The organism is Bifidobacterium merycicum DSM 6492 (assembly GCF_900129045.1).
Taxonomy (GTDB): domain Bacteria; phylum Actinomycetota; class Actinomycetes; order Actinomycetales; family Bifidobacteriaceae; genus Bifidobacterium; species Bifidobacterium merycicum.
Genome location: NZ_FQTX01000001.1, coordinates 530,627 through 547,588 on the forward strand (window position 1 = coordinate 530,627; position 16,962 = coordinate 547,588).

Sequence of the window (16,962 nt, forward strand, 5' to 3'; positions counted from 1 at the left end):
CGAAGATTTTTGGGGCGAACCCCGTTTCAGACCCACCCGAGTGGTGGGTCTGTTGTATTATGCGAAGTGGCAAGAAGTCGCCACTTTCCGCGTCAAGCGGTTAGGAAAGGATACACATGAAGACACTCAAGGATCTTGGAGATCTCAAGGGCAAGCGCGTTCTGGTCCGCGCTGATTTCAACGTCCCGCTGGACGGCACCACCATCACCGACGACGGCCGCATCAAGGCCGCCCTGCCGACCATCAAGACTCTGCGCGAAGAAGGCGCGAAGGTCATCCTGATGGCTCACCTCGGCCGCCCGAAGGGCAAGGTCGTTCCGGAACTGTCCCTGGCTCCGGTCGCCGCCCGCCTCGGCGAGCTGCTCGGCATCGAGGTCCCGCTGGCCGCCGACACCTACGGTGAGGACGCCCAGGCCAAGGTCGCCGCGATGAACGACGGCGACGTCGTCCTGCTGCAGAACGTCCGCTTCAACCCGGAGGAGACCAGCAAGGATCCGGAGGAGCGCGCCGCCTACGCCAAGAAGATCGCCGCCCTCGGCGAGGCTTTCGTGTCCGACGGTTTCGGCGTCGTGCACCGCGCCCAGGGTTCCAACTACGACGTTGCCGCCGATCTGCCGGCCGCCGCTGGCCTGCTGGTCGAGAAGGAAGTCAAGGCCCTGTCCCGTGCCACCGAGAACCCGGAGCGTCCGCTGACCGTCGTGCTTGGCGGCTCCAAGGTCTCCGACAAGCTCGGCGTCATCGACAACCTGCTGGACAAGGCCAACCGTCTGGTCATCGGCGGTGGCATGGCGTACACCTTCCTCAAGGCCAAGGGCCTCGAGGTCGGCACCTCCCTGCTGGAAGAGGACCAGATCGAGACCGTCAAGGGCTACATCGAGCGTGCCGAGAAGAACGGCGTCGAACTCGTGCTGCCCACCGATGTCGTGCTGAACCCGGTCTTCCCGAAGTCCGATGAGGACATCGCTCCGGAAGTCGTCGCCGCGGACGCCATCCCGGCCGACAAGATGGGTCTGGACATCGGTCCGGAATCCCAGAAGCTCTTCCACGACAAGATCGTCGACTCCAAGACCGTCGTGTGGAACGGCCCGATGGGCGTGTTCGAGGTTCCGACCTTCGCCGAAGGCACCAAGGCCGTGGCCCAGGGTCTGGTCGACGCCACCGCAGCCGGTGCGTTCACCATCGTCGGTGGCGGTGATTCCGCTTCCGCCGTGCGTAACCTCGGCTTCCCGGAGGATGGCTTCTCCCACATCTCCACCGGTGGCGGCGCTTCCCTCGAGTTCCTTGAGGGCAAGGAGCTGCCGGGCCTGAAGGTGCTCGACTGAGAGAACGGTTCCAAGGAACCCTTGATGTGACTGGCCGAGGGGCGGCTCCGTATGGATCTGCCCCTCGCCCATTACGAAAGGAATCACGCGCATGGCAGCGAAGCGAAAGCCTCTGGTGGCGGGCAACTGGAAGATGAATTTCGACCATATCGAAGCCACGTATTTCGTGCAGAAGCTTTCCTGGCTGCTCAGAGACTCGCGATTCGACTACAGGCGCTGTGAGGTCGCGCTGTTCCCGTCGTTCACCTCGCTGCGCAGCGTGCAGGTGCTTGTCGAAGCGGACAAGCTGCATATCGGCTATGGTGCGCAATCGGTATCCGTGATCAATCAGGGGGCGTTCACCGGCGACATCTCGGCCGATATGATCGCCCACCTCGGCTGTTCCTATGTGATCATCGGGCATTCCGAACGCAGGAAATACCATCCCGAGGATGACGCCAACATCGTCGATCAGGTGCGTGCGACGCTCGCCGCGGGCATGCGTCCGATCCTGTGCGTGGGGGAGAGCTTCGAGGAACGCCGTCAGGGCATCGAACTCGACTTCGCCGTCGGGCAGGTGCGTGACGTCACCAGGGACCTGAACGAGGACGAGGCCGCCAAACTGATCGTCGCCTACGAACCCGTATGGGCCATCGGCACCGGTATGGTCGCCACGCCGGATTCCGCCCAGGACGCCGCGCAGGCGATTCGCGCGGATCTGCGGAAAACCTTCAATGAGCATGTGGCCAACAGCGTGCGCATCCTGTACGGCGGTTCCGTGACGTCGAAGAACGCGGCGGAACTCATCGAGGAACCCGATGTGGACGGCTTCCTGGTGGGCGGCGCCTCGCTCGACGCCAACGAATTCGCATCCATATGCCGTATCGCGGCCGGGTCGAAGGCATGACCCAGCCGTTTTCCAACATACAAACCGTAATACGTATTTTTTCAAGACGTTGCGCTATGCTGTAACAAGATGTAATGGAACCCGGAGGTAATCGACCCGTGACTGCTCTCAAGATCACACTGGAGATTGTTGTCGTGCTGCTCAGCTGCCTGCTGACGCTGCTTATTCTGATGCACAAGGGCAAGGGCGGCGGCCTTTCCGACATGTTCGGCGGTGGTCTCACCCAGAACGCGGGTACTTCCGGTGTCGCCGAGAAGAACCTGAACCGTTGGACGGTCATCATCGCGCTGCTGTGGGTCGCGATCATCATCGCCCTCGGCCTGTTGACCAAGTTCGGTCTGATCTGATTCATTCCTATGTGACGTCGGCCCATACCATTGTGGTTATGGGCCGACGTTTTTGTTTGCCCAATCGTAAAGCACGCGCGTAAAGCGTGAAGAAAGAGGGGTCATGATGGTTTCCGTGAGCAGTAACAAGGTCGTTGTGGTCGGCACCGGTCAGGTCGGCTCGACCACGGCGTTCAGCATCATCACGCAGGGATTGTGCAATGAACTCGTACTGATCGATCCGGCCACGGCCAAGGCGATGGGCGAATGCCGCGATCTTGACGACGGCAGCGAGTTCCTGAACCGTCACGTCAAGGTGCGGGTGGGGGATTACTCCGATTGCGGTGATGCTGATGTCATCGTCATCACCGCCGGACGTCGCCCGCCTATGGGTTCCGACCGCATGGGCGAGCTGGCCTTCACCGTCGGCATCGTCGGCGAGATCACCGACAACATCATGGCCAGCGGATTCGACGGTGTGATCGTGGTGGTGTCCAATCCGGTGGATGTCATGTCCTGGTATGTCTGGAAGCGCAGTGGCCTGTCACGCACGCAGGTGCTTGGCACCGGCACGGCGCTCGACACGTCGCGTCTGAAAACCATCATCGGCGAGGAAACCGGTCTGGATCCGCGCAACGTCGGCGGTTTCGTCATGGGAGAACATGGCAATTCCCAGTTCGTGCCGTGGTCGGCGGTGTCGCTTGGCGGCAAGCCTTTCGCGCAATTCCTCAACGACAATCGGAACCGTTTCTCCTCGGTCTCCACCGACGATTTGGAAGCCAAGACGCGTGAACGCGGCAATGTCATCAGGGATGCCAAAGGCGGAACGAACTACGGTATCGCCTCCACCGTAGCGGGAATCGTGCAGACCATCCTGTGGGATGAACGGCGCATCGTCCCCGTGTCCACGCTGCTTGACGGTGAATATGGCGAGCATGACGTGTTCCTGGGTGTGCCCACGGAACTGCGCTCCAATGGCGCCAATGAAATCGTCGAACTGTCGTTGACCGCCGATGAACAGGCCAAACTGCATCATTCCGCGCACGTCGTGCGCTCCTACTGCGAAGGGCTGCTGTGATGAACGAATCCGAAATCATGGGAAACGATGCCGCGACGTCGATGATCGTCGCCGATCTTGACGGCACGCTGTTGCATGACGCCGCGGTGTTCGAGGATCGCTTCATCACGCAGCGTTCCATCGATGCCATCTATCGTCTGCATGATAACGGCGTGAAGTTCGTCGTCGAAACCGCTCGTCCGGTGAGCACCGGCTACCAGTTCGTCGAGAAACTGCCGGTGGATGGCGTGGCTTATCTGAACGGCGCTCTGATCGATTTCGCCCCGGGCCTGTCCGATTACGGCATGCTGACCAGCGGGGATATGCCCGCCGATGGGCATCTGGTGAAAATCGGCTTCTCGTCGCAGCGTGCTTGCGAAGTGTGCCGTTTCCTGTTGGGGGAGATGCCCGGGCTGAAGATCGGCATCGTGATGGATGACGTGCGGTACACCAACTTTGACGTGAGCGAATATTGGAAGACGCAGACCTGGCGGTACACGGATTTCGAGGATGTGCCCGACGGCATCGGCGACAAGATCATCATGTTCCCGGAACCGGAGCAGTGGAATCCATTGCGCGAGCTGATTCCCGCCGACTTCGACGTGCATATTTCCGAAGGGTCGCTGTGGATGCTCATGAATCCCGACGCGAACAAGGAACACGCCTTGGGGTTGCTTGCCGACCGCTTCCATGTGCCGCTATCGCAGACCGCCTCCTTCGGCGACGATCTGGTCGACATCGATATGCTTCGTCGTTCGGGCAGGGGAGTGGCCGTGGTCAATTCCAACCCGGAGGTGCTTAAGGTCGCCGACGAGATCTGCCCGGCCAACAATGATGACGGCGTGGCACAGTGGATTGAATCGCATCTGCTGTAACGGTGCCTGTGCCGTCGTGTGACCGGCACCGTATACACGGTACGCATACGCGACGGCACAGAAAGTTCAATTTCCTATGGTGGCTGTGGTGAAAAATTGAACTTGCATACGTATTGTTTTCATAATCTTCACATTATGAATTGAACTTCCGGATCATGCGGATACCTATGGTGTTAGACTTTGAACCAGTGTTTCCACAGAATTGAACTGGAGGTCGTCATGACCAATGCATCTTTCGTCAATCGCCTCAACGAGGCCATGGCGTTGCGCAAGATGAAACAGATCGATTTCGTGCATGCGGCCGAACGGCAGGGCGTCAAACTCGGCAAAAGCCATATGAGCCAATACGTCGGCGGCAAAACGGTTCCCCGGGCGGACATCGCCCGTTTCCTCGCTGCGACGTTGCGGGTGGACGAACGATGGCTGATGGGGGAGGACGTTCCCATGGAACACGGTACCGCCGCCATGCCCGGGCAGCCGGAGCGAATCGACGAAGGTCATGAAGCAACATCGACGCAATCGGAGGATAGAAAGCCCATGCGTACCTTTACCAAATCACACAAGCTTGATAACGTGCTGTACGATGTCCGCGGCCCGGTTGTGGACGAGGCCGATCGTATGGAAGCCGCGGGAACGCACATCCTGAAGCTCAACATCGGCAACCCCGCGCCTTTCGGATTCCGCACCCCCGACGAAGTGGTGCATGACATGGCCAGCCAGCTGCCCGACACGGAAGGCTATTCCCCGTCGAAGGGTCTGTTCGCGGCACGCAAGGCCATCATGCAATACGCCCAGCTGAAGAACCTCCCGAACGTCAGCATCGACGGCATCTACACGGGCAACGGCGTGAGCGAACTGATCAACCTGAGCATGTCCGCCCTGCTCGACAACGGCGACGAAGTGCTTGTGCCGGCCCCCGATTACCCGCTGTGGACGGCCTGTGTGAATCTGGCCGGCGGCAAGGCCGTGCACTACATCTGCGATGAGGAATCCGAATGGTACCCGGACATCGAGGATATGCGCTCCAAGATCACCGACAGGACCAAGGCCATCGTGATCATCAACCCGAACAACCCGACCGGTGCGTTGTATCCGAAGGAAGTACTCGAGCAGATCGTCCAGGTCGCCAGGGAGCATCAGCTCATCATCTTCTCCGATGAAATCTACGATCGCCTGGTCATGGACGGGCTTACGCACACTTCCATCGCCTCCCTCGCGCCCGACCTGTTCTGCGTGACGTTCTCCGGTCTGTCGAAATCCCACATGATCGCCGGATACCGTGTGGGTTGGATGGTGCTCAGCGGCAACAAGCGTGTGGCGAAGGATTACATCGAAGGCCTGAACATGCTGACCAACATGCGCATCTGCTCCAACGTGCCGGCGCAGTCCATCGTGCAGACCGCGTTGGGCGGTCACCAAAGCGTGAACGACTACATCGTTCCCGGAGGCCGCATCTACGAACAGCGCAATTACATCTACGAAGCGTTGAATTCGATTCCGGGCGTGTCCGCGAAGAAACCAAAGGCCGCGTTCTACATCTTCCCGAAGATTGACGTGAAGAAGTTCAACATCACCGATGACGAACAGTTCGCCCTTGATTTGCTGAAGGAGCAGCATCTGCTCGTGGTACACGGCGGCGGATTCAACTGGAAGGAGCCCGATCATTTCCGCGTGGTCTATCTGCCGCGCATCGAAGTGCTCAAGGACGCCACCGCGAAGCTCACCGACTTCCTCGAGTACTACCATCAGTAACTTCCATGATCGTCATTGCCGTAATCGCATGAGCCGGCCGATATCGGTGACCGGCGACGACAGAAACGGTTGTTCCGCTCCCCACCATGCATCGGTTGGGGAACGGAACAACCGCTTTTCGTTTGCGCTGACATGGCATGGTCGATCGGCTGCACTGATGGCTACGTTGAATCGGCTGCCTGCTACAAAAAATCCCCGCCATCTTGACGATGACGGGGATTTTCTAGCTATATACCGTTGAACGGTGCTGTATCAGCGAATGATTCAGCCGTTGACGCGGTCGATGCCAGCCTGGACGTCGGCGAGGACGGTGTCCCAGGACTTGATGAAGGCGGCGACGCCGTCGGCTTCCAGCTTGTCGGTGACATCCTTGATGTTGATGCCAAGCTCGGCCAGCTTGTCCATGATGGCGTGGGACTCTTCGTAGGTGCCCTGGATGGAGGCGGCGCCGTTGCCGTGATCGGCAAGAGCGTTCAGGGTCTTCTCCGGCATGGTGTTGACGACGAACGGAGCAACCAGCTCGTCGACGTACTTGCAGTCGGAGTAGGCGGCGTTCTTGGTGCCGGTGGAGGCCCACAGCGGACGCTGCTTCTTGGCACCCTTGGCTTCGAGCTCAGCCCAGCGCGGATCGTTGGCGAACTTGTTCTCGAACAGTTCGTAAGCGAGGCGAGCGTTGGCGACAGCGGCCTTGCCTTCGAGAGCCTTGGCCTCATCGGAGCCGTTGGCTTCCAGCAGCTTGTCCACGGCGGTGTCCACGCGGGAGACGAAGAAGGAAGCGACGGAGCCGATGTGCTTCAGGTCGTGGCCGTTGGCGGCAGCCTGGGCGATGCCCTCGATGTAAGCGTCGATGACCTGCTCGTAGCGCTCCAGGGAGAAGATCAGGGTGACGTTCACGGAGATGCCCTTGGCCAGGGTGGCGGTGATGGCCGGCAGACCTTCGAGGGTTGCCGGAATCTTGATCATGGCGTTCGGACGATCAACCTTCGCCCACAGTTCCTCAGCCTGCTTCTCGGTGGCTTCGGTCTCGTGAGCCAGACGCGGATCGACCTCGATGGAGACGCGGCCGTCGACGAAATCGGTCTTCTCGGCGATCTCGCGGAAGATATCGGTGGCGTTGCGCACGTCGGTGGTGGTGAGCTCGCGCACGGCGGTCTCAACGTCGACCTTGCCCAGTTCCTTCAGCTGCGGGTCGTACGGGCCGACCTCGTGCAGAGCCTTCTGGAAGATGGACGGGTTGGTGGTGACGCCGACGACGTTCTTGTTGGCGATCAGGTCCTGCAGGGAGCCGGACTCGATGCGGGAGCGGGACAGATCGTCCAGCCAGATGGAGACGCCGGAATCGGACGTACGCTGAGTTGCTTCGGTCATTGTTTTTCTCCTTATATTCCGTTATGGAACAAATCTTGTTATATCAAAGGGGGAGGGGCGTCGGCGCTTGCGGCGCCCCTCCGAGGAATCACTTGGCGGCTTCGACTTCGGCGATGGAGGCCTTGGCGGCTTCCACCACGTGCTCGGCGGTGATGCCCAGATCGATCATGTTCTGAGCTCCATCACCCTGCAGGCCGAACTGCTCGATGGAGACGGGCTTGCCGTAGGAGCCGAGGTACTTGTACCACGGCATCGCCACGCCGGCCTCGACGGAGACGCGAGCCTTGACGGCGGCCGGAAGCACGGCCTCCTTGTACTCGGCGTCCTGCTCCTCGAACCATTCCATGGACGGGACGGACACGACGCGAGCCTTAACGCCTTCGCCGGCCAGGGTCTTGGCGGCGGCGACGGCCCACTGGACCTCGGAACCGGAAGCCATGATGATGACGTCCGGGGTGCCTTCGGTGTCGACGAGCACGTAAGCGCCCTTCTTCACGCCGGCCTTGGCCTTCTCGGCGGTCTCGGCGAGCACCGGGACGCCCTGACGGGTCAGAACCATAGCGGTCGGCAGGGTGTTGTCCTTCTCGAAGAAGTAACGGTAGGCTTCGGCGGTCTCGTAAGCATCGGCCGGGCGAACGACCTCAAGCTGCGGGATGGCGCGGAAGGAAGCCAGATGCTCGACCGGCTGGTGGGTCGGGCCATCTTCGCCGACGGCGACGGAGTCGTGGGACCACACGTACAGGTTCGGGATCTGCATGAGGGCGGCCAGACGGACGGCGGAACGCTCGTAGTCGGAGAACATGAAGAAGGTGCCGCCGAACGGACGGGTGTGGGAGCCCAGCAGGATGCCGTTGGTGATGGTACCCATGGTGAACTCGCGCACACCGAAGTGCAGCTGACGACCGTACGGGCTGCAGACCGGCCACTGCTTGGTGGCGCACTTCGCCGGGGCGAAGGTCTCGGCGCCCTTCAGATCGGTCTTGTTGGAGCCACCGAGGTCGGCGGAGCCGCCCCAGAGTTCCGGCATGACAGCGGCGATGGCGTTCAGCACGGAGCCGGAGGCACCACGGGTGGCGACGTTCTTGCCGGCTTCGAAGGTAGCCTCAAGGTCATCGATGGCCTTGTCGAAGCCTTCCGGCAGCTCGCCGGCCTTGATGCGGTCGTACAGGACAGCCTTGTCCGGGTTGGCCTTGCGCCATGCGTTGTACTTCTCGTCCCATTCCTTGTGGGCTTCCAGACCGCGATCGGCAACCTTGCGGGCGTGGGCCAGGGCCTCTTCGTCCACGTGGAAGGACTCTTCCGGATCGTAGCCGAGGAGCTTCTTGAGGCCGGCAACGGCCTCAGCGCCCAGCTTGGAGCCGTGGGAGGACGGATCGTTGGTCTTGCCCGGGGTCGGCCAAGCGATCAGGGTGTCGACCTTGATGAGCTTCGGCTGGTTCGGGGCGGCCTTCTGAGCCTTGGCGATGGTGTCGGCCAGACCCTCGACGTCCTCCTTGTAGGAGCCGTCGGGCTGGATGAAGCTGAACTCGTCGGTGTACCAGCCGTAGGCCTGGAAGCGCTTGAGCACATCCTCGGCCAGCACCAGGTTGGTGTCGCCTTCGATCTGGATGCGGTTGGCGTCGAAGATCACGGTCAGGTTGCCGAGCTCCTGGTTGGCCGCGAGGGAAGCGGCTTCGCCGGAGATGCCCTCTTCGATGTCGCCTTCGCCGCAGATGACCCAGATGTTGTGGTCGAACGGGGATTCGCCTGCCGGGGCTTCCGGATCAAGCAGACCGCGCTGGTAGCGCTGGCCGTAGGCGAAACCGATGGCGGACGCGAAGCCCTGGCCCAGCGGGCCGGTGGTCATTTCGATGCCCGGGGTCAGACCGTATTCGGGGTGGCCCGGGGTGCGGGTGTCGGCACCGCCACGGAAGTTCTTCAGATCATCCAGGGTCAGGCCATAGCCAGAGAAGTAGAGCTGAACGTACTGGGTGAGGGAGGCATGACCGCCGGAAAGAATGAAACGGTCGCGGCCTTCCCACTGGGGATCGTTCGGATCATGCTTGATGAAGTGCTGGTACAGCGTGTAGGCGATCGGCGCCAGAGAAACGGGGGAGCCGGGGTGGCCGTGTCCCGCACGTTCAACCGCGTCAGCAGAGAGGACCTTGGCCATCTTGATGGCACGCTCGTCGAGCTCGGTCTCCTTGAATTCGGTCATGGATTACTTTCCTTCCAATTGGTCGGGCCGCGTATCCGGCTTGTGCCGGGCGCAGGACGCCCTCACATTGCGGTTCCTATGCTAGCGTCGTGATACGACGTTGCGTGCAATATCGTGCACTATTTGGCGTGTTTTGGTAACTCCTGTTCTGTTAACGTTCGCGTTTCGTTCCTGATTCGCTGCGAACGAACGTTTCCGCATGAAGTCGGGAATGTCCACCTACAATGAACGGTGGTCTAATTTCGCAAGAGGAGGTATGCATGCAGCAGTCGCGGAGGTTGTTGGTGCTGCGTGCCGTCGTCGAGGATTACATCCGTTCGCAGGAACCCGTCGGCTCGAATGCGATCGCCCACAGGCATGATCTTGGTGTGAGCTCGGCTACGGTGCGCAACGACATGGCCGCATTGGAGGATGAAGGCTACCTCACCCAGCCTCACACGTCGGCCGGGCGTGTGCCCACCGAGAAGGGGTACCGGTATTTCGTCGATCAGCTTGCCACGGTGGTGCCGTTGTCCGCGGCGCAGCGCCGGGGAATAGGTGAGTTCCTGTCAGGATCGGCCAATCTGCAGGACACGTTGCAGCGGGCGGCCAGACTGCTCGCGCAGATCACCGGGCAGGTAGCCGTGATCGCCTCGCCGTCGCTGTCGAAGTCGTCGCTGCGGCATGTGGAGCTCGTGCCGGTGGCCATGAACGTGCTGCTCGCCGTTGTGGTCACCGATACGGGTCGTGTCGCACAGCACACGCTTCCCGTTTCGACCATGCCGTCGACGGAATCCATATCGCGGTTCACCGAAGCATTGAACGCTTCATGCTCCGGTTTGTCGCTCGCACAGGCGGCGCAACGGATGCAGGCGCTGGAAGCCGATCCGCGTTTCACATCACTCAAGGCGCTGACGGTGCAGTTGGAACGTGCGTTCGTTTCGATGGCCGATGACGAGAACGCGAGCGAATTGTATATGTCCGGCGCATCGCATCTGGCCCACCAGCGTTCCGCGGCCAATCTGGCGCCGCTGTTCGACGCGTTGGAGGAACAGGTGGTGCTCATGAAGCTCATGAGCGCATTGAGTGAGGAATCGTTGCGTGGTGATGGCGTCAACGTCGCCATCGGCTCGGAGACGCATACCCCCGGATTGCTGAACGCGGCCGTGGTGACCAGTGGATACGGTCATGCGGGTCATGCCGTCACGCAATCCGATCATGACGATGACGAGCGGGACGAGAGCGGGAACGGCGACGGAGTTTCGCGCGAGCATAATGCCGGCGAGACCGATAAGACCGCCGCGGCAAACAAGCCGGATGTGGCGGTGGTGCATGACACCGCAGGTGAACCCGTGGCATTCGTCGGTTCGATCGGTCCGACCCACATGGATTACGCGACCACCATCTCCGCGGTGCATGCGGTGGCCAGATACCTGACTTCGTTCCTCGCGCACGAGGAGATCGACGAATAAGGCGAGTGACCTTGCCTTGTGACAGAATTACCCGCTAGTACTCGGATAGAGCAGATAAAGCAAAGGAACTGGATAGAGTGGCAGACTACTACGAGGTTTTAGGCGTTGACCGCAACGCGAGCGAGGACGAGATCAAGAAGGCCTATCGCAAGATGAGCCGTAAATACCATCCCGATATCGCCGGTCCGGAATTCGAGGACAAGTTCAAGGAAGTCAACAACGCCTATGAGGTGTTGGGCAATGCGGAGAAGCGCCGTATGTACGATTCGGGCGTCGACCCGAATAACCCGAACTCCGGCGGTTTCGGCGGCGGCTTCGACATGGGTGATATGGGCGACGTGTTCAGCTCGTTCTTCGGTGGTGCGTTCGGCGGTTCCCAGGGGCCGGTTCCGCGTACGCAGCCCGGCCGCGACGCACTGGCCAGCATGTCCGTCGATCTGAAGACGGCGGTGTTCGGCGGTACCGAGCAGGTCCGCGTCAACACGTTCGTGCTGTGCCCCCAGTGCTCCGGCACCGGTTCGGCCGACGGTTCCCGTCCCACCACGTGCCCCGACTGCCAGGGTCAGGGCATGCGTCAGAAGGTCGTCCGCACCATGCTCGGTCAGATGATGACCACGGCGCCCTGCGAACGCTGCGAAGGCCACGGCAATATCATTTCCAACCCGTGTTCTTCCTGCATGGGTCATGGCCGTGTGCGTACCACCCGCAATATCGGCGTGAACGTGCCGGCGGGTATCCGTGACGATTCCCGTATCCGACTCGCCAGCCAGGGCGAGGTGGGCGAATGCGGTGGCGCCGCAGGTGATCTGTATGTGGACATCCACATCAAGCCCGACAAACAGTTCACCCGTGACGGCGATGATCTGCATTGCTGGGTGCGCGTGCCTATGATCTGGGCGGTGCTCGGCCATGATGTCGACATCGACACTTTCGATGGCACCAGGACGTTGCAGGTTCCGGCCGGCTGCCAGCCGGAGGATACCGTGACGCTCAAGGGTCTTGGAGCCGGTCGTCTGCGCGATGACGGCGCCCGTGGCGATCTGGTGGTGCATGTCGCGGTGGAGATTCCGACGAAGCTCTCCGATGACGAACGCGGACTGATGGAACAGCTGGAACAATCCTATGAGGAGTCCCACGGCGGCGATAAGAAGCCGGTTGCGCAGAGCTCACGTCCGACCCGTGAGAAGAAGGGCTTCTTCTCCAAGCTGAAGGATGCGTTGAGCTGATCAGTCACTGAGACGAATAAAAGCAGGCTTTTCGCCTGTAAATGAGCCGCGTCGCCGATGTTGGACTGAAGAAATTCAGATTGATGATCGGGGATGCGGCTCTTTCGTATTTGTATGAATCGGGGGAAACACCATGATGCCGGAACTGCAGGTGGTCATGGCGCTTGGGTTTGTCAAACCGAAGTCGTTCCTCGTGGTCTACTCTTGTAGTCGGAGGTTGCTATCCTTGTCGCTCATGATGTCACGATGAGCCTCTTTAATACCATTCTTTACGGCCCATTTAATGACAAAATATAAAGTAATTAAAACTACAATCGCAGTTCCGCCACTTATTCCTAACTCTTCCCACATAATTTAATTCTCCAGAATATATTGTTGTCGTTCAAGTGTTGTATGGATATTTTTTATAGCGATTAGACTCTTGTATTTATTTTCGCTATTATGATTTAACGACCAATGCAGGCAAACTGTTCTTCCTGCGAAGATCTACTACTCTTCTTTGAGAAAAACCTTGAAATAAGCTATTGTCTTGTTTTCTCCTCAAAATAGATTGATTCTCGCCCTGTGAATTTTGATACATTGGGTACTTTTTAAGTGTGTATATACCATAATACGCAAGAGCGACATAAGAGAAGAGGCAAGTTGCTAAAGCTACTAGAGGGTACTGATTACTTGTTGAGTAGCAAAAGGGAATGCCGCAGAGATTAACAATTAGATGCAATATAATAGGAACCCACAAATTGTCAGTTACAACATAAGCTGCCCCAAAATAAATACCAAGTGCAGTTGCCCAAAGAGTTTTAGCTACTACAGTTATAAGTGGTTGTCCAATAGCTCAGAAAATATGTCCTAACCCGAATAATGCAGAGGTGATCAGAATTGCATACAGTGCTGCATTTTTCTTTTGTGCGAACCATTCTTTAATGATGTTTTGCAGTAAACCTCTTAGATACAGTTCTTCCGTAATGGCAACGCCTATGTAGTACACAACACCTTCGACGGCAACTCTCCACACCGTTGACCTATTATCAAATGGCGCCAATCCGACGCAGAACGCAATCGTAACTATGGCAGTCGCGATTACCGCAGGTAATCCATATTTTTTCAATCCTGGCAGTATTCCATTAAATCGTAAACCGAAATGCCATTCTTTAATGAAGAATCTTTTGCATACCCAACAGATTACAAATGCAAATAAAAAATTCAACATCAATGTAATGTAAATCGGATTGATGTCTTTTATTTTTACATTACAAAATAGGACTGCCGGTAAAGCAGTCATCTCCATGAATGTCATTACAAGAGTCAAAATAACTGCTATGACTGTCGTGTTCTTTTTGATTCCCATGTGGCCCCGCTAAAAAACATATTCTTCATCCGAGATGGATGTTTCTCCGAATTATACGTTTTGTCCATTCGAACGCTTGAGACCGGGGCTAATGCGTGGCACCGTGCATGGGGACGCCAAACGATGCCAGATACGACTGAGGGACGCGCCTCGGAGAAATTTCCGGAGTGCGTCCCTCGTAGTCGAGCCAGTGCCCTGACGAACAGCGCCTAACGATCGAGGCGCAGTCCAAGGTGGAAGGCGTTTGTGCTTATGCGGCTCCGTTCGTCAGCCTGCCATGGAGGGGTCGATGGCAGGCAGCACGCCGGTGATGAGCAGCAGAGCCACCACGACGGCGAGCGCGATGCGGTAGATGGCGAACGCCTTATAGGAGAAGGTGCTTACGAACTTCAGGAAGGCGATGATCACGATGTAGCCGACGAGGAACGCGACGATGGTCGCCGCGATGGTCGCGGGCCAGCCGGGGAACGCGCCGATCGCCGCGCATGCGTCGGCGGCCTTGGTGGCGGAGCATGCGTTGACGTCCTTCACCGCGGAGACCGCTTCGAGGATGCCGGCGCCGAACACGGCGGGAATGGCCATCAGGAAGCTGGTGCGGACTGCCGCTTCACGGGTGTAACCCATGGCGCGTCCGAAGGTGATGGTGCCGCCGGAGCGGGAGACGCCGGGGATGAGGGCGAGCATCTGGCCGATGCCGAAGATCAAGGCGTCCTTGGCGGTCATCTCGTCCATGGTTTTGATCTGCTTGGAACGTGCGTCGAACACCCACAGCAGCACGCCGAAGAGGGCGAGCACGGTGACGGTGATCCACAGGTTCCTCAACGTGGTTTCGATGACGTCCTTGAACAGCAGGCCCGCGATGAGAATGGGCAGGGTGCCGATGATGATGAACCAGCCCATTTGGGTGTCGCTGTTGTGGGCGCCCAAGCGGGACTTCCAGTCCTTACCTTCCTTGCCGAACAGGGAGCCGAACCATGAGCCCAGGATACGGATGATGTCGCGGCGGTAGTACAGGATCACGGCGAGTTCGGTGCCGATCTGGATGATGGCGGTGAAAGCTGCTCCGGGGTCGCGGCCGATCATCAGATCACCGACGATGCGGATGTGCGCGCTGGACGAGACAGGCAGGTACTCGGTCAGGGCCTGTACGAGTCCAAGGAAAATGGATTGGATGAAATTCATGATGTCGTTATTTTCCCTAGTTCACTTCCGTGAATTGCGGATGGTTTGCTGTATTGACTGTTGCTACTTTACTCAGGCATCATCACGAAACCGAGGTTTTCCCAGGTATTGTCCAGATTGTCTCACGCGATGCACACAATAAGTCCATCGACCGTTCAGAAAAGGAGTCGAAATGGCGACGTATCGCAAGCATAGGGCATTCGCACCGAAGGGGTTCTTCGAATGTGAGGGACGTGGTCTGCAATGGCTGGGGGAGGCGCAAGCCCAAGGTGGCCCCAGGGTTGTCGATGTGATCGGTTGGGGTGACGGGTATCTCGATATCGAGCGCGTCGATTCCGCTATGCCGACCATCGAGGCGGCGAAGGCGTTCGGGGCCGCGTTGGCGAGGATGCATGATGCGGGTGCACCGTATTTCGGTTCGGCTCCGGCCGGCTATGAGGGGACATGCTATTTCGGCCCGCTGCAGGACCCTGTGCCGATGGATACCGGCGAATGGACCGACGTCGCCTCCTATTACGCGCAGGGCCGTCTGCGCCCGATGGTGGAGCTTGGCGTGAAGCGTGGTGAACTTGACCAATATGATGTGGAGCTTACGGAGGATGTGATCGCCGCGCTGCCTGATCTGCTGGGCAAGGCCGCGTCGGACAAGCCCGCGCGGGTGCACGGCGATCTGTGGAGCGGCAATGTGATGTGGACTGCAGATCGCGGCGAGACGGAAGCGGTGCTGATCGATCCCGCCGCCCATGGCGGGCACCGCGAGGAGGATCTTTCCATGCTCGCTCTGTTCGGTGTCACGTATTACCGGGATATTCTCGAAGGCTACCAGTCCGTGCATCCGTTGAAGACCGGATGGCAGGAGCGCCAAACCCTGTGGCAGCTGTATCCGATCGCCGGGCATTGCGTGTTCTTCGGCGGCGGCTACGTGAGCCAGTACCGTTCCATGTGCCGTTCGTTGCTTCGCTGATCGATTTCCACTGCTTTTTGTGTGGTAGCAGGCTGGGACGCATGATATGGGATGAAACCGAATCGTCTGATTCCGAGTAGTCTGTTGGAGCAGGAGGGTGACATGCTTTTGAGGAGAAAGGGGAACATGTCATGAATACGGAGGATCCGGTTATGTCCGGTCAGGACGCAACTCCTGCAGCGGAACCGTCGGGCCGTCCGGCCAAGAGGAAGCGCATGGGGTTCGTCGCGGCGGGTGTGGCTGTGGCGGTGCTGTTGGCGGGCGGCGGCTGGGCCGGGTGGAACGCGTACGAGGCCCACCGGCTGGAGTCGGCCCGCGCGGCGTGCGCTGACGCGTCGGAGTCGCTGCGCGTGGCGATGAACGAATACAACACGCTCAGGGACGGGCGGGTGACCGACGCGAAGGCGGTGACCGCCAAGCAGGTCGCGGACGCGAGGACCGTGACCGCGCTGGCCGAGGCGCTGGATGCGGAGGAACCGAAGACGGCCGCATGCGTGGCGGATTCCCGCGCGGACTACGAGGAACAGGCGGGCCGGGTGGAGGCGAACCGCGACAGGTACGCCAAGCACAAGTCGAGCCTCGCGAAGGCCGTGGAGGCGGTCGAGGGGTCGCGCGACGCGAAGGTTATCGCGGACGGGGCGAAGCTCCTGAACGACAGCAAGGGCAAGGTCGCGGATGAAAAGACCCGCACCGCGTTGGACAAGGCCGTCAAGGCCAAGGACGCGCAGGCGGTCGCCAAGGCCGTGAAGGCGGTGGACGCTTCCGTGAAGGCGAAGGCCGCGGCGGACGCGAAGGCGAAGGCGGCGCAGACGCAGACGGCCCCGGCCGGTGAGACGGGTTCGGCGGCGTCCGGTTTGACCGGCGGCGGGTACGCGTCCTCCGGTTCGACCGGGTAATCCGGCGGCTACTCCGGGTATTCGTCCGGTTCGACCGGTTATTCGGGCGGGTATTCCTCCGGTTCCACTGGGTATGCGGGCGGTTCCACCGGCGGCGGGTCCGGCGCGTCGA

The 16,962-nt window shown here is 59.6% G+C and carries 14 protein-coding genes and 1 pseudogene; 10 read left to right on the forward strand and 5 right to left on the reverse strand.

Features of this window, described 5'->3' with window-relative positions:
• Positions 1-116: 116 nt before the first annotated feature.
• The 6 genes from BUB29_RS02065 to BUB29_RS02090 all read left to right on the forward strand — a co-directional run bounded on the left by BUB29_RS02065 (position 117) and on the right by BUB29_RS02090 (position 6,218).
• Positions 117-1,322 (forward strand): phosphoglycerate kinase, encoded by a 1,206-nt coding sequence (locus BUB29_RS02065; protein ID WP_033522878.1) that lies wholly within the window; start codon positions 117-119, stop codon positions 1,320-1,322.
• A 91-nt stretch (positions 1,323-1,413) separates the two neighbouring features.
• Positions 1,414-2,208: a triose-phosphate isomerase gene (gene tpiA / locus BUB29_RS02070; RefSeq protein WP_033522877.1), complete on the forward strand. Its 795-nt coding sequence runs from the start codon at positions 1,414-1,416 to the stop codon at positions 2,206-2,208.
• A gap of 98 nt (positions 2,209-2,306) precedes the next feature.
• Positions 2,307-2,555, forward strand: coding sequence for a preprotein translocase subunit SecG (secG, locus tag BUB29_RS02075; protein WP_033522876.1), 249 nt, complete (start codon positions 2,307-2,309; stop codon positions 2,553-2,555).
• Positions 2,556-2,661: 106 nt separating this feature from the next.
• Positions 2,662-3,612, forward strand: coding sequence for an L-lactate dehydrogenase (locus tag BUB29_RS02080; protein WP_033522995.1), 951 nt, complete (start codon positions 2,662-2,664; stop codon positions 3,610-3,612).
• Positions 3,612-4,466: an HAD family hydrolase gene (locus tag BUB29_RS02085; RefSeq protein WP_234356094.1), complete on the forward strand. Its 855-nt coding sequence runs from the start codon at positions 3,612-3,614 to the stop codon at positions 4,464-4,466. Before BUB29_RS02080 ends, BUB29_RS02085 begins: the two co-directional genes overlap by 1 nt.
• A gap of 219 nt (positions 4,467-4,685) precedes the next feature.
• Positions 4,686-6,218, forward strand: coding sequence for an aminotransferase class I/II-fold pyridoxal phosphate-dependent enzyme (locus BUB29_RS02090; RefSeq protein ID WP_073117559.1), 1,533 nt, complete (start codon positions 4,686-4,688; stop codon positions 6,216-6,218).
• 264 nt (positions 6,219-6,482) lie between these two features.
• On the opposite strand, the gene tal is transcribed toward BUB29_RS02090, so the two are convergent.
• Together tal and tkt are read right to left on the reverse strand one after the other, a co-directional pair.
• Positions 6,483-7,586, reverse strand: a complete 1,104-nt coding sequence (tal, locus tag BUB29_RS02095; protein WP_003826288.1) for a transaldolase — start codon at positions 7,584-7,586, stop codon at positions 6,483-6,485.
• An 88-nt stretch (positions 7,587-7,674) separates the two neighbouring features.
• Positions 7,675-9,783, reverse strand: a complete 2,109-nt coding sequence (gene tkt, locus BUB29_RS02100; protein ID WP_033522875.1) for a transketolase — start codon at positions 9,781-9,783, stop codon at positions 7,675-7,677.
• Between the two features lie 224 nt (positions 9,784-10,007).
• On the opposite strand from tkt, the gene hrcA reads away from it, so the two are divergent.
• Both hrcA and dnaJ read left to right on the forward strand, forming a co-directional pair.
• Positions 10,008-11,234 (forward strand): heat-inducible transcriptional repressor HrcA, encoded by a 1,227-nt coding sequence (hrcA, locus tag BUB29_RS02105; RefSeq protein ID WP_407640893.1) that lies wholly within the window; start codon positions 10,008-10,010, stop codon positions 11,232-11,234.
• A gap of 77 nt (positions 11,235-11,311) precedes the next feature.
• Positions 11,312-12,460 (forward strand): molecular chaperone DnaJ, encoded by a 1,149-nt coding sequence (gene dnaJ / locus BUB29_RS02110; RefSeq protein WP_033522873.1) that lies wholly within the window; start codon positions 11,312-11,314, stop codon positions 12,458-12,460.
• 198 nt (positions 12,461-12,658) lie between these two features.
• Here dnaJ and BUB29_RS10280 read toward each other — a convergent pair whose 3' ends face one another.
• The 3 genes and pseudogenes from BUB29_RS10280 to BUB29_RS02120 form a co-directional block, all read right to left on the reverse strand.
• Positions 12,659-12,811 (reverse strand): DUF6019 family protein, encoded by a 153-nt coding sequence (locus BUB29_RS10280; RefSeq protein WP_407640894.1) that lies wholly within the window; start codon positions 12,809-12,811, stop codon positions 12,659-12,661.
• A gap of 88 nt (positions 12,812-12,899) precedes the next feature.
• Positions 12,900-13,808: pseudogene (locus tag BUB29_RS10025) on the reverse strand (CPBP family intramembrane glutamic endopeptidase).
• A 267-nt stretch (positions 13,809-14,075) separates the two neighbouring features.
• The gene (locus BUB29_RS02120) at positions 14,076-14,990 is read right to left on the reverse strand and encodes an undecaprenyl-diphosphate phosphatase (protein ID WP_033522872.1); all 915 of its coding nucleotides are present in this window, start codon (positions 14,988-14,990) and stop codon (positions 14,076-14,078) included.
• A 172-nt stretch (positions 14,991-15,162) separates the two neighbouring features.
• On the opposite strand from BUB29_RS02120, the gene BUB29_RS02125 reads away from it, so the two are divergent.
• The gene (locus tag BUB29_RS02125; RefSeq protein WP_033522871.1) at positions 15,163-15,954 is read left to right on the forward strand and encodes a fructosamine kinase family protein; all 792 of its coding nucleotides are present in this window, start codon (positions 15,163-15,165) and stop codon (positions 15,952-15,954) included.
• Between the two features lie 131 nt (positions 15,955-16,085).
• Positions 16,086-16,850 (forward strand): BAR domain-containing protein, encoded by a 765-nt coding sequence (locus BUB29_RS02130; RefSeq protein ID WP_052109180.1) that lies wholly within the window; start codon positions 16,086-16,088, stop codon positions 16,848-16,850.
• Positions 16,851-16,962 lie beyond the last annotated feature (112 nt).